The sequence below is a fragment of the Enterobacter sp. BNK-29 genome (assembly GCF_048684785.1).
Taxonomy (GTDB): Bacteria; Pseudomonadota; Gammaproteobacteria; order Enterobacterales; family Enterobacteriaceae; genus Enterobacter; species Enterobacter cloacae_M.
Map to the genome: position 1 here is coordinate 380,315 of NZ_JBLQTU010000001.1, position 13,204 is coordinate 393,518.

The 13,204-nt window shown below is 56.3% G+C and carries 14 protein-coding genes; 11 read left to right on the forward strand and 3 right to left on the reverse strand.

Annotated features, from left to right (window positions below; genetic code table 11):
* Positions 1–58: 58 nt before the first annotated feature.
* Positions 59–883, reverse strand: a complete 825-nt coding sequence (locus ACMGGX_RS01835; protein WP_033145896.1) for a flagellin — start codon at positions 881–883, stop codon at positions 59–61.
* A 401-nt stretch (positions 884–1,284) separates the two neighbouring features.
* On the opposite strand from ACMGGX_RS01835, the gene fliD reads away from it, so the two are divergent.
* The 4 genes from fliD to amyA are packed head-to-tail and all read left to right on the forward strand — an operon-like array spanning position 1,285 to position 5,054.
* Positions 1,285–2,709 (forward strand): flagellar filament capping protein FliD, encoded by a 1,425-nt coding sequence (gene fliD / locus ACMGGX_RS01840; protein WP_033145897.1) that lies wholly within the window; start codon positions 1,285–1,287, stop codon positions 2,707–2,709.
* Between the two features lie 21 nt (positions 2,710–2,730).
* On the forward strand, positions 2,731–3,135 hold the full coding sequence (gene fliS / locus ACMGGX_RS01845; protein ID WP_033145898.1) for a flagellar export chaperone FliS: 405 nt from the start codon (positions 2,731–2,733) through the stop codon (positions 3,133–3,135).
* 5 nt (positions 3,136–3,140) lie between these two features.
* Positions 3,141–3,515 carry a flagella biosynthesis regulatory protein FliT gene (fliT, locus tag ACMGGX_RS01850; RefSeq protein WP_033145899.1) on the forward strand — a complete coding sequence of 125 codons (375 nt, stop codon included), beginning with the start codon at positions 3,141–3,143 and terminating at the stop codon, positions 3,513–3,515.
* Positions 3,516–3,566: 51 nt separating this feature from the next.
* Complete coding sequence (gene amyA, locus ACMGGX_RS01855; protein WP_048981003.1) at positions 3,567–5,054, forward strand: alpha-amylase; 1,488 nt, start codon at positions 3,567–3,569, stop codon at positions 5,052–5,054.
* A gap of 102 nt (positions 5,055–5,156) precedes the next feature.
* On the opposite strand, the gene yedD is transcribed toward amyA, so the two are convergent.
* Positions 5,157–5,570 (reverse strand): lipoprotein YedD, encoded by a 414-nt coding sequence (yedD, locus tag ACMGGX_RS01860; RefSeq protein ID WP_023312299.1) that lies wholly within the window; start codon positions 5,568–5,570, stop codon positions 5,157–5,159.
* 74 nt (positions 5,571–5,644) lie between these two features.
* A complete protein-coding gene (gene fliE, locus ACMGGX_RS01865) occupies positions 5,645–5,959 on the reverse strand; it encodes a flagellar hook-basal body complex protein FliE (RefSeq protein ID WP_008500329.1) in 315 nt (104 codons plus the stop codon).
* Between the two features lie 228 nt (positions 5,960–6,187).
* Here fliE and fliF point away from each other — a divergent pair, with 228 nt between their 5' ends.
* The 7 genes from fliF (at position 6,188) to fliL (ending at position 13,202) form a co-directional block, all read left to right on the forward strand.
* Complete coding sequence (gene fliF / locus ACMGGX_RS01870; protein WP_202770778.1) at positions 6,188–7,867, forward strand: flagellar basal-body MS-ring/collar protein FliF; 1,680 nt, start codon at positions 6,188–6,190, stop codon at positions 7,865–7,867.
* On the forward strand, positions 7,860–8,858 hold the full coding sequence (gene fliG, locus ACMGGX_RS01875; RefSeq protein WP_023312301.1) for a flagellar motor switch protein FliG: 999 nt from the start codon (positions 7,860–7,862) through the stop codon (positions 8,856–8,858). Before fliF ends, fliG begins: the two co-directional genes overlap by 8 nt.
* The gene (fliH, locus tag ACMGGX_RS01880) at positions 8,851–9,558 is read left to right on the forward strand and encodes a flagellar assembly protein FliH (protein WP_023312302.1); all 708 of its coding nucleotides are present in this window, start codon (positions 8,851–8,853) and stop codon (positions 9,556–9,558) included. Before fliG ends, fliH begins: the two co-directional genes overlap by 8 nt.
* Positions 9,558–10,928, forward strand: a complete 1,371-nt coding sequence (fliI, locus tag ACMGGX_RS01885; protein ID WP_023312303.1) for a flagellar protein export ATPase FliI — start codon at positions 9,558–9,560, stop codon at positions 10,926–10,928. Before fliH ends, fliI begins: the two co-directional genes overlap by 1 nt.
* A 21-nt stretch (positions 10,929–10,949) precedes the next feature.
* Complete coding sequence (gene fliJ / locus ACMGGX_RS01890) at positions 10,950–11,393, forward strand: flagellar export protein FliJ (RefSeq protein ID WP_420297956.1); 444 nt, start codon at positions 10,950–10,952, stop codon at positions 11,391–11,393.
* The gene (gene fliK, locus ACMGGX_RS01895) at positions 11,390–12,625 is read left to right on the forward strand and encodes a flagellar hook length control protein FliK (protein WP_420297957.1); all 1,236 of its coding nucleotides are present in this window, start codon (positions 11,390–11,392) and stop codon (positions 12,623–12,625) included. The genes fliJ and fliK overlap by 4 nt, the downstream gene beginning before the upstream one ends.
* Positions 12,626–12,731: 106 nt before the next feature.
* Complete coding sequence (gene fliL, locus ACMGGX_RS01900) at positions 12,732–13,202, forward strand: flagellar basal body-associated protein FliL (protein WP_023312306.1); 471 nt, start codon at positions 12,732–12,734, stop codon at positions 13,200–13,202.
* Positions 13,203–13,204: the final 2 nt, after the last annotated feature.

Here is a 13,204-nt window from a genome sequence, read left to right on the forward strand (position 1 = left end):
GGATTCTCAAATAGCAGAGATAAAAAAACCCCGCCGAAGCGGGGTTTCACGCGTAAAATTAACGCAGCAGAGACAGAACGGTCTGTGGAACCTGGTTTGCCTGAGACAGAACAGAAGTACCAGCCTGCTGCAGGATCTGCGCGCGGGACATGTTGGAAACTTCAGTTGCGTAGTCAGCGTCCTGGATACGGGACTGAGCAGCAGACAGGTTAGTTGAGGTGTTGTTCAGGTTGTTGATTGCAGAAGTGAAACGGTTCTGCACAGCACCCAGACCAGAACGTGCTTTATCAACTTTAGCGATAGCTGCGTCGATGGTGCCCAGGTCGGTAGCGGTCATAGTTTTCAGGTCGATAGCAGCAACACCCAGAGTCGTGGTGTCAGCTTTTGCACCGCTCAGGTCCAGATCGATGGTGTCGCCGTCGTTCACGCCAACCTGAATTTTAACCACACCAGCAGTACCTGCAGTGCCGTCCAGCAGTTTGATGCCGTTGAAATCAGTTTTGCCCGCAACGCGGTTGATTTCATTCAGACGCGCGGTAACTTCATCCTGCAGAGAGGCCAGGTCAGAGGTGCTGTTGGTGCCGTTGCTTGCCTGAACAGCCAGTTCACGAACGCGCTGCAAGTTGTTGTTGATTTCGTTCAGAGAACCTTCAGCAGTCTGCGCCATGGAGATACCGTCGTTGGCGTTACGCGCAGCCTGGTTCATGCCTTTAATCTGAGCGGTCATGCGGTTTGCAATCGCCTGGCCAGCAGCATCGTCTTTCGCGCTGTTAATACGCAGACCGGAAGACAGACGCTCGATAGCAGTGCCCAGAGAAGACTGAGATTTGTTCAGGTTGTTCTGAGTGGTCAGGGACAACAGGTTAGTATTGATAACTGCCATAATTTTGTTTCCTTCAAAAATTGGGTTTTAGGTCCGGTGCCTAACACTCACAGCGTCTCTCACCGTCAACAAGGTTATCGACGGGTCCCCAAAAGACTTTAGAATCAATTTCGAAAAAATTACAAAACATTGATTTTTAATCATTTTATTTTTAAAAAATCAATTAAGGTCCATCAGAGCGTTATTATTTATGCTTTTTTAACGCGCAAAGAGATGACAAAAAAGGCACACACTTATTCGTGTTTTCAATGCACGGATAATGACCCTAAAGTGCAATCCTTTCATTTACCCCGCCAGGACGTGCCTATTCTTTGGATTATTTTTTTCTCACCATCGTAAACTTTTACGTTGAGAGGCCGATAAGAGTCCTGAACTACTTTCGTATTTTAAGGAAAATATGCATGGCTACTATCAGTAACCTCGGGATAGGTTCTGCAGGACTCGGGGATTTATATAATCAGTTGGATGCAGCAGAAAGAACCAAGCTGACGACGATTACTTCCCAGCAATCAACGTATAACGCACAGTTAAGCGCTTACGGCAAACTGCAGAGCGCCATGACATCGCTGCAGACTGCGACCGCTGCGCTGGGTAAAGCAACCACCTGGAACTCAACGTCCGTTAGCAGCACCAACACGGCCTTTACCGCCACGACAACGGCTGACGCGTCCGTGGGTTCCTTTGTTGTCAACGTCAACCAGGTTGCAAAAGCACAGGCACTGACTACCGGCTCCTATGCAAACAACACGGATTTGCTGGGCGATACGACAGGTACGACGCGTAAAATCACCATCACCCAGCCGGGCACGAAAACGCCTTTAGAGGTCACCCTGGCGGATGGCGATACGTCTCTGGCCGGGATTGCGAGCGCCATTAATAAAGCGAACGGCAACGTCACCGCCAGCGTCATTAAAGCGAAAGACGGTGATTACCGCCTGATGCTGTCATCTAAAACCACCGGTACGGATGGTGAAATGACGATCAGCGTCACTGGCGACGATAAGCTGCAAAACGCAATTGGTTACAACTCCACCACAAAAACGGGCGCACTGACGGTTAACACCGGAGCTCAAAACGCAATTGTGGTAGTGAACAGCATTTCGATTGAGCGCCAGACGAATACCATTACCGATGCCCTGCCTGGCGTGACTTTCTCGCTGAAAGCAGAAAGCAAGGCAGATGAAACATTAGAGGTGACTCGCGCAACGGATGCTAACCAGAAGGCGATCACCGACTGGGTCACGGCGTATAACTCGCTGCAGTCCACCATTAACAGCCTGACGAAGTATGTTCCGGTTGATGCAGGCGCCGGCAGCCAGTCAGCCAGCAACGGGGCACTTGTTGGTGATGCAAACGTGCGCGGGATCCAGTCTCAGCTGCGCGGCCTGCTGACCGAAGTGCAGAGCGGCTCGGTACAGATCATGGCCCAGCTGGGAATTACCCAGGACCCGGTAAAAGGTTCTGACGGTACCGTCGGTAACCTGAAAGTCGATACCGATAAGCTGAAAAAAGCGCTGACCGAGAACCCGAACGCCGTACAGCAGTATTTTGTCGGTGACGGCAAGAAAACCGGTATGGCGACCCAGATGAACAACACGCTGACCACCATGCTCAGCACCAGTACCGGCAGCGCCGGGGTGATCCAGAACGCGAAAGACGGGATCAACAAAACGCTAAAAACTCTGGGTGAGCGTTACGATGCTATGGAAGCCACTATTGATGCCACCATGGCTCGTTACAAAACCCAGTTCACCAGTCTGGACGTATTAGTCACCAAAATGACCAATACAGCCAACTACCTGACCCAACAGTTCTCACAAAAATAGTCGTAGCCTTCAGGAGTGGATATGTATAAGACCTCTGGTGTTCAATCCTATCAGCAGATAGGAGTCGAAAGCGCAGTCATGAATGCCAGTCCACACCAGCTGATTGTCATGTTATTCGACGGGGCGCATAGCGCCCTTGTTCGCGCGCGTTTGTTCATGGAAGCCGGACAAATTCGCGAGAAAGGCGAAGCGTTAACGAAAGCCATCAATATCATCGACAACGGTTTAAAAGCAGGACTGAACATGGAGGTTGAGAGCGAGTTGTCCGGTAATCTTGCCTCCTTGTACGAATATATGGTTCGACGTTTGTTGCTGGCGAATGTCAGTAACGACGTAGACGCAATTGTTGAAGTCGAGGGTTTATTAAACAACATTGCGGATGCGTGGAAGCAAATCGGCCCCAATGCGTCCTCTATTTCAGGATAATTTTGATGAATAATCCCAGCGCAGCGCTTAGCCACTGGCAGGCGTTACATGCTCAGAGCATTGCTATGCTAAATCTCGCACATTCTGGTCAATGGGATGCGCTTATCGAGCAGGAAATGCATTACGTTCAACTGGTGGAAAAGATATCTCAAACGCCCATCATGTCATGCCCTCCGGCTCAGGTTGAGCAAGCGCGTGCGCTGCTGGAAATGATCCTTGAAAACGAGAATGCGCTAAAGGCACTGCTGAAGGTCCGCATGGACGAACTGCGCAATCTGATTGATCAAACCGGCAAACAGCAATCCATCACGTCTACCTATGGAAAGCTGTCAGGGAATATTCTTTATCCAGAAAGTTTGACCCGCGACACACAACTATGATTTCTTCATCCATACTCCAGAAGTCTGCCAATGGCTTCTGGAGCAAGGATGATGAAAAACCCCACCCTGTTACAATGTTTTCACTGGTACTACCCTGCTGGCGGTGAATTGTGGCGAGAGGTCACGGCGTTAGCTCCCAATCTTAACGAAATCGGCATCAACATGATCTGGCTGCCGCCTGCCTGTAAAGGGGCATCCGGCGGGTATTCTGTCGGCTATGACACCTATGACCTGTTCGATCTTGGCGAGTTTGACCAGAAAGGCAGTATCGCCACGAAATACGGCGACAAGGCGCAGCTGCTGGAGGCTATTGATGCCCTTAAAAGCAACGACATTGCCGTTCTGCTGGACGTGGTGGTCAACCACAAAATGGGCGCCGATGAAAAAGAACCCGTGCGCGTTCAGCGCGTGAACGAACAGGACCGCACGCAAATCGATGACGAGGTCATTGAATGCGAAGCCTGGACTCGCTACACCTTCCCTGCCCGGGCCGGGCAGTACTCACAGTTCATCTGGGACTACAAATGCTTCAGCGGCGTCGACCACATTGAAAACCCCGATGAAGACGGCATCTTTAAAATCGTCAACGACTACACCGGCGAAGGCTGGAACGATCAGGTTGATGATGAGATGGGCAACTTCGATTACCTGATGGGCGAAAATATCGACTTTCGCAATCACGCCGTGACCGAGGAGATCAAATACTGGGCCCGCTGGGTCATGGAACAGACGCGCTGCGACGGTTTTCGTCTGGACGCCGTCAAGCATATTCCCGCCTGGTTTTACAAAGAGTGGATTGAGCACGTCCAGGAAGTCGCCGACCAGCCGCTGTTTATCGTGGCGGAATACTGGTCCCATGAGGTGGATAAACTTCAGGCCTATATTGACCAGGTCGAAGGCAAAACCATGCTGTTTGATGCCCCTCTGCAGATGAAATTCCACGAGGCGTCACGTCAGGGCCGGGATTACGACATGAGCCAAATCTTCACCGGCACCCTGGTAGAAGCCGATCCGTTTCATGCGGTCACCCTCGTCGCGAACCATGACACCCAGCCTTTGCAGGCGCTTGAAGCACCGGTCGAAGCCTGGTTTAAACCACTGGCCTACGCGCTGATCCTGCTGCGGGAAAATGGCGTGCCGAGCGTCTTTTATCCGGATCTCTTCGGCGCAAGCTATGACGACGCGGGAGGAGACGGTGAAACGTACCATATTGATATGCCGGTGATTGAGCAGCTTCACGAGCTGATCCTCGCGCGCCAGCGTTTTGCCCACGGCGTGCAAACGCTGTTTTTCGACCATCCAAACTGCATCGCCTTCAGCCGCAGCGGCACCGATGACGATCCCGGCTGCGTGGTGGTGATGTCGAACGGGGACGACGGCGAGAAGGTGATTTGCCTGGGGGAAAACTACGGCAACAAAACGTGGCGGGATTTTCTCGGCAATCGCGAAGAAACCATCACCACGGCGGCGGATGGCGAAGGGACGTTTACCTGTAATGGGGGAAGCGTCAGCGTTTGGGTAATAGAGGATGCGTTGTAGTACTGGCAAAGTGCGGCCTGATGCCCTCACCCCGTCCCTCTCCCACGGGGAGAGGGCGCAAACACCAAAAACGGCAACGAGGTTGCCGTTTTGCGTTTACCCTCAGGGCAGCTTACTCTCGAGCGGATTCTTGCTCAGGTAATCGGCACACTCAACCGTTGGGCGATCGACTTTCTGCAGCTCCAGCCCGTCATACTCAAGCGTCGAGCCATCGCGCTCCAGCGGGTAGATATCCAGCTTACGCGTCACGTTGTAATAACTGTCTGAACGCAGCATGATTTTACCCGGCACGGCAATCACGCGCTGCCACTGACGGCAGTCCAGCGTATCGCCCTCTTCCGTCACCACCAGCGTGGCAATCGCCTTCGGGCTGACCATGTTGCTTTGCGGCCCTTTCGACTGCCAGTATCCCGCCAGATGCGCCGGGACAGGATGCTTGATCACGTCGTTATAGTTATCGACCTGAACGCACCCGGTCAGTGCCAGCAGCGCGCCAGCAATTGCTATTTTTTTCATCATCTTTCCTGCATTCGAAGAAAAAAATATTGTGGCATTAAAGCGCTGCGGCTGCCAGCGAAGATCGACAGGTGTTAAACCTGCATCCCCATCACTTCCTGATACGCCGACACCAGCTTGTTACGCACCTGGATCCCCATCTGCAGGGAAACCGAGGCTTTTTGCAAATCGGTCATCACATCATTCAGCGCTACGCCCGGCTCACCGAGGGTGAACTTTTCCGCCTGAGTGCGCGCGGCGGTCTGGGTATCACTGATACGGTCAAGAGCGGCATGCAGTTGCCCCGCGAAGCTGATGCTCGGCTGCTGATCTGCCACATTCTGATTACGGGCCGTCATCGCCGTTGCCTGCAACTGACTGATTACCCCTTCAATGCCCTGTATAGCCATGACTCTCCCCTGGATGGTTTTTTACGCGGTCAAGACTAACAGCTTGTCAATAAGATAATGGCGGTAAATAGCATGAAAAAACCAGGTTATTTGACGCATAGAAAATCACGAATCATCAAATAATGGCAGGGCCATCAATATGGAACTTTTGTCGTGTTTGCCGACCCGGGAGTCAGTTTTGTTTCTCTACACGAATAACGTAAACCACCAGGATTTAAGAGGTGCGCAATGAGTGCAACAGCATCGACAGCGCCGCAGAATAAATCACTCGAGTGGATGAACCGCCTTCGCGCGAATCCTAAAATCCCGTTGATCGTGGCAGGCGCTGCCGCAATTGCGATCCTTGTAGCGATGGTCCTGTGGGCGAAAAGCCCTGATTACCGGACGCTCTACAGCAACCTTTCCGATCAGGATGGCGGCGCCATCGTCACCCAGTTGACCCAGATGAACATCCCTTATCGCTTTGCCGATAATGGCGGTGCGCTTGAAGTACCGGCAGATAAGGTGCACGAGCTGCGTCTGCGTCTGGCTCAGCAGGGGCTGCCGAAAGGCGGTGCGGTTGGCTTTGAGCTTCTGGATCAGGAAAAATTCGGTATCAGCCAGTTCAGCGAGCAGGTGAACTATCAGCGTGCGCTGGAAGGTGAACTGGCCCGCACCATTGAAACATTAGGCCCGGTTAAGAGCGCCCGCGTGCACCTGGCGATGCCTAAACCTTCTTTATTTGTCCGCGAACAGAAATCACCTTCAGCGTCCGTTACCGTGAACCTCGAACCCGGCCGCGCGCTGGACGAAGGGCAAATCAGCGCGGTGACGCACCTCGTCTCCAGCGCCGTCGCCGGTCTGCCGCCGGGTAACGTGACGCTGGTTGACCAAAGCGGTCACCTGCTGACGCAGTCCAATACCGCCGGTCGCGATCTGAATGACGCGCAGCTGAAGTATGCCGCCGATGTCGAAAACCGTCTGCAGCGCCGTATTGAAGCGATCCTCGGCCCGGTCGTGGGTAACAGCAACGTGCACGCGCAGGTAACCGCGCAGATCGACTTCGCGAATAAAGAACAAACTGAAGAGCAGTACAGCCCGAACGGCGATGCGGCTCAGGCGGTGATGCGTTCACGCCAGATCAATTCGAACGAGCAGGTCGGCGGTGCCTACCCAGGCGGCGTGCCGGGCGCGCTGTCTAACCAGCCTGCCCCGGCTAACGCGGCACCGATCTCTACGCCGCCGGCCAATCAGCAGAACGGTCAGCAAAATAATCAGCAGACCACCTCAACGACCAGTAACGCCGGTCCGCGCACCAGCAGCCGTAACGAAACCACGAACTACGAAGTGGATCGGACGATTCGCCACACTAAACTGAACGTGGGCGATATTCAGCGTCTTTCCGTTGCGGTAGTGGTGAACTACAAAACGCTGGCGGACGGCAAACCGCTGCCGTTGACCGCCGAGCAGATGAAGCAGATTGAAAACCTGACCCGTGAAGCGATGGGTTACTCCGAGAAGCGCGGCGATACCCTCAACGTGGTGAACTCACCGTTCAACTCGGTTGATGAGACCGGCGGTGAACTGCCGTTCTGGCAACAGCAGGCGTTTATCGATCAGCTGATGTCCGCAGGACGCTGGCTGCTGGTGCTGATTGTCGCGTGGCTGCTGTGGCGTAAGGGCGTTCGTCCGCAGCTCCAGCGCCGTGCTGAAGCCGAGAAAGCGGCTCGCGAGCAGATGAATGCGCGTCAGGAAACGGAAGAAGCGGTTGAAGTGCGCCTCAGCAAAGATGAACAGTTGCAGCAGCGTCGTGCTAACCAGCGCATGGGCGCTGAGGTGATGAGCCAGCGCATTCGCGAAATGTCAGATAACGATCCGCGCGTCGTGGCGCTGGTCATCCGCCAGTGGATGGGTAACGAACATGAGTAATACGCTTACGGGCACCGATAAAAGCGTCATCCTGCTGATGACCATTGGCGAAGATCGTGCGGCAGAGGTGTTTAAACACCTCTCCCAGCGAGAAGTGCAAATTCTCAGTGCGGCCATGGCCAACGTGCGTCAGATCTCCAACAAGCAGCTGACCGAAGTGCTGGCAGAGTTTGAACAGGAAGCCGAACAGTTTGCCGCGCTGAACATCAACGCCAACGACTACCTGCGCTCCGTGCTGGTCAAGGCGCTGGGCGAAGAGCGTGCCTCCAGCCTGCTGGAAGACATTCTGGAAACGCGCGATACCGCCAGCGGTATCGAAACGCTCAACTTTATGGAGCCGCAGAGTGCCGCCGACCTTATCCGCGACGAGCACCCGCAGATTATCGCCACCATCCTTGTCCACCTCAAACGTGGTCAGGCGGCCGATATTCTGGCGCTGTTCGAAGAACGCCTGCGTCACGATGTGATGCTGCGTATCGCGACCTTCGGCGGCGTCCAGCCGGCCGCGCTGGCGGAGCTGACCGAAGTGCTGAACAACCTGCTCGACGGTCAGAACCTCAAGCGCAGCAAAATGGGCGGCGTGAGAACGGCGGCGGAAATCATCAACCTGATGAAAACGCAGCAGGAAGAGGCCGTCATTACGGCGGTTCGCGAATTCGACGGCGAGCTGGCACAGAAAATCATCGACGAGATGTTCCTGTTCGAAAACCTCGTCGAAGTGGACGACCGCAGCATCCAGCGCCTGCTCCAGGAAGTGGACTCCGAGTCGCTGCTTATCGCCCTCAAAGGCGCCGAGCAGCCGCTGCGCGAGAAGTTCCTGCGCAACATGTCTCAGCGTGCGGCCGATATCCTTCGCGACGACCTTGCCAACCGCGGCCCGGTTCGTCTGTCTCAGGTGGAAAACGAACAGAAAGCCATTCTGCTTATTGTTCGTCGTCTGGCGGAAACCGGCGAGATGGTGATTGGCAGCGGAGACGACACCTATGTCTAATGAGCTGCCCTGGAAGCGCTGGACGCCGGACGATCTGGCGCCTCCCCTCTCCGAGTTCACGCCGGCCGTCATCGCAACCGAAGAGCTTGACCCGGACGTCGAGCAGCCCGAGCTGACCGAAGAGGAGCAGCAGGCCCAGATGCTAGCGCAGCTGCAAATGCAGGCGCACGAGCAGGGCTATAACGCCGGTCTGAACGAAGGCCGTCAGAAAGGCCACGAGCAGGGGTATCAGGAAGGTCTGGCGAAAGGGTTAGAACACGGTATCGATCAGGCGCGCCAGCAGCAGGCGCCGATCCATGCCCGCATGCAGCAGCTGGTCAGCGAGTTTCAGCACACGCTGGACGCGCTGGACAGCGTGATTGCCTCGCGACTGATGCAGATGGCGCTGGAAGCCGCGCGTCAGGTCATCGGCCAGACGCCCGTGGTGGATAACACCGCGCTTATCAAACAAATTCAGGGGCTGCTTCAGCAGGAGCCGCTGTTCAGCGGGAAACCTCAGCTGCGCGTCCATCCGGACGACCTGCAGCGCGTTGAAGAGAGCCTGGGCGCGACGCTTAACCTGCACGGCTGGCGTCTGCGCGGCGATCCGTCGCTTCATCACGGCGGCTGCAAAGTCTCTGCCGATGAAGGCGATCTGGATGCCAGCGTCGCCACCCGCTGGCAGGAACTGTGCCGCCTGGCGGCACCGGGAGTCGTCTGATGACCGCGCGCCTCACCCGCTGGCTCACCACGCTCGACAACTTTGAGACGAAGATGGCGCTACTGCCATCCGTTCGTCGTTATGGGCGACTGACGCGCGCCACCGGCCTGGTTCTCGAAGCCACCGGCCTGCAGCTTCCGCTGGGCGCGACCTGCGTCATTGAGCGTCAGGATGGTCTGGAAACGCGTGAAGTTGAAAGCGAAGTGGTCGGATTTAACGGCCAGCGCCTGTTCCTGATGCCGCTTGAAGAGGTGGAAGGCATTCTGCCCGGCGCGCGCGTGTATGCCAAAAATATTTCTGGCGACGGGCTGCAAAGCGGGAAACAGCTGCCGCTAGGCCCTGCCCTGCTGGGCCGCGTGCTGGACGGCAGCGGGAAACCGCTCGACGGACTGCCCTCCCCCGACACCACCGAAACCGGCGCGCTGATCACCCAGCCGTTTAACCCCCTGCAGCGTACCCCTATCGAGCATGTGCTGGATACCGGCGTGCGCCCGATTAACGCCCTGCTGACCGTGGGACGTGGACAGCGTATGGGCCTGTTCGCCGGCTCAGGCGTTGGCAAATCCGTCCTGCTCGGCATGATGGCGCGCTACACCCAGGCCGACGTGATCGTCGTGGGGCTGATCGGCGAACGTGGTCGTGAAGTAAAAGACTTTATTGAAAACATTCTGGGTGCGGAAGGCCGCGCCCGCTCGGTGGTAATCGCCGCACCGGCAGACGTGTCGCCGCTGCTGCGCATGCAGGGTGCCGCCTATGCCACCCGTATCGCCGAAGATTTTCGTGACCGCGGCAAGCACGTGCTGCTGATCATGGATTCCCTGACCCGTTACGCGATGGCGCAGCGTGAAATCGCGCTGGCCATCGGTGAGCCACCGGCGACCAAAGGCTACCCGCCTTCGGTCTTCGCCAAACTCCCTGCGCTGGTGGAACGCGCGGGGAACGGCATCAGCGGCGGCGGGTCCATCACCGCGTTCTATACGGTACTAACGGAAGGCGATGACCAGCAGGACCCGATTGCCGACTCCGCGCGCGCGATCCTTGACGGTCATATTGTGCTGTCGCGTCGTCTGGCCGAAGCCGGGCACTACCCGGCCATTGATATTGAAGCCTCAATCAGCCGCGCAATGACGGCGCTGATAACCGAGAAGCACTACGCCCGCGTGCGTAACTTCAAACAACTGCTTTCCAGCTTCCAGCGCAACCGCGATCTGGTCAGCGTGGGGGCGTATGCCAAAGGCAGCGACCCGATGCTCGACAAGGCGATTAGCCTGTGGCCGCAGCTGGAGGCATTTTTGCAACAAGGCATTTTTGAACGCGCCGACTGGGAAGATTCAATTCAGGCACTGGAGCTGATTTTCCCGCAGGTGTAACACAGGTGGAGGGCGAAGGTCATGGCGCAAAACAGCGCGTTATCAACGCTGAAAGATCTGGCTGAAAGAGAAGTTGATAATGCCGCATTGCAGCTTGGCGCAATGCGACGCGGGTGCCAGCAGGCTGAAGAACAGTTGAAGATGTTGATCGACTATCAGCATGAATATCGCACCAACCTCAATACCGATATGACACAGGGCATTGGCAGCCAGCGCTGGATTAACTATCAGCAGTTTATCCAGACGCTGGAGAAGGCGATAGATCAGCATCGCCAGCAGCTTAACCAGTGGACCCAGAAAGTCGATACCGCGCTCAATTTCTGGCGCGAGAAGAAGCAGCGGCTGCAGGCCTGGCAGACTTTACAGGACCGACAGATCGCGGCAACGACCCTGGCGGAAAACCGTCTGGATCAGAAGAAAATGGATGAGTTTGCCCAGCGCGCATCAATGAGGAAACCGGAATGATCACACTGCAACAACTGCTGATGAGCGACAGCGACCTGTCAGGCGGCACGCAAACGGGGAAAGGCGCCGACGGTGCACAGGACTTTCTCTCTCTGCTGGCGGGCGCCCTCTCGGACGCAACGGGCAAGGGCAAAGATGCGCCGCTAACCCTGGCTGACCTGAAAGCCGCCGGCAGTAAGCTGTCGAAAGTGGCTCAGGACGCCAAAGGGGATACCACCCTGCAGGCAAAAATTGCCGACCTGCTCTCGCGCCAGCCCGCGCTGAACGGCGATGAAACGTCGCCCGTCACGTCGCTTGATACGCTGGTTTCCGGGCTGGTGCCGCTGTCTAAGAGCGACGCGCTGAAGACGCTCAATGCGGCAAACGGCAAAGATGACGGTAAGAGCGAGCTGAGCGAAGAAGAGCTGGCCGGATTAAGCGCGCTAATGGCGATGCTGCCGCACCAGCAGCAAACTACCGCCTCTCGCGTGGCAGGAAACGAGAGCGTTTCCGCCACCTCAAAGCTGAATTCCACGACGCTTTCGCAAAACGGCGCGGGCCAACCGTCCCTGAACGCGCCTCTGGGTAGCCATGATAAAGCGCAGAGTTCTACGCCTTATCAGAGCCAGGTGAAAAATAACGAGCCGGCCATGCAGGGCAACGCGCCTGCTACACCGGCCGTGGCCGCGGCGACAGAGAAGCAGGAACTCGCCAGTTCGTCCTCTTCATCATCACCAACGGCCACTCTGGCACCGATTATGTCCAGCCATGCGACCAGTCAGACGGCCGCCACCGTCCCCCCCGCGGCGGTGTTAAGCCAGCCTCTGGGGACTCACGAATGGCAGCAGTCCCTGAGCCAGCACATCACCCTGTTCACTAAGCAGGGCCAGCAGACGGCAGAGCTGCGCCTGCACCCGGAAGATCTGGGTCAGGTGCAAATTTCGCTTAAGCTGGATGATAACCAGGCCCAGCTGCAGATGGTCTCTGCGCACAGCCATGTTCGTGCAGCACTGGAAGCCGCGCTGCCGGTACTGCGGACCTCACTGGCGGAAAACGGCATTCAGCTTGCGCAGAGCAGCGTCAGCAGCGAGAGCTTCGCCGGGCAGCAGCAGTCCTCATCCCAGCAGCAGCACCAGGCTTCGCGTTCCGGCAACACCGGCGGTTTTAATGAAGAGAGCGATGAGTTACTGCCGACCCCAGCCGCCCTGCAGTCCGCAGCGCGCGGTAACAGTGCCGTAGACATCTTCGCCTAAACGCCAGAGGTAGCGTGATTATCCCCGTCTTTTCCACGCTTTGACGACAGCAGGACACGGGATAATCACCTTATTAAGCTGTACCGAAACAGGAAGCTCGTATCAGATGACTGACTCCGCTATCACCAAAAAAAGTAAGCGTTCCATCTGGATCCCGCTGCTGGTGTTGATCACGCTCGCCGCCTGCGCTACCGCGGGCTATAGTTACTGGCGTATGCAGCAGGAACCGACCACCGCTGCAGCCAAAGCTGAAGCACCTCCTCCGCCGGCTCCAGTGTTCTTCCCGCTGGATACCTTCACCGTCAACCTGGGTGATGCGGATCGCGTGCTTTACGTTGGCATTACGCTGCGCCTGAAAGATGAAGCCACCCGTTCACGTCTGAACGATTACCTTCCTGAAGTGCGTAGCCGCCTTCTGCTGCTGTTCTCTCGTCAGGACGCTTCGGCGCTGGCTACCGATGTGGGTAAGCAAAAGCTGGTCGACGCCATTAAACAAACGCTGGCGACCCCGCTGGTAAACGGCCAACCTAAGCAGGAAGTCACTGACGTTCTGTATACAGCATTCATTCTGCGGTAACG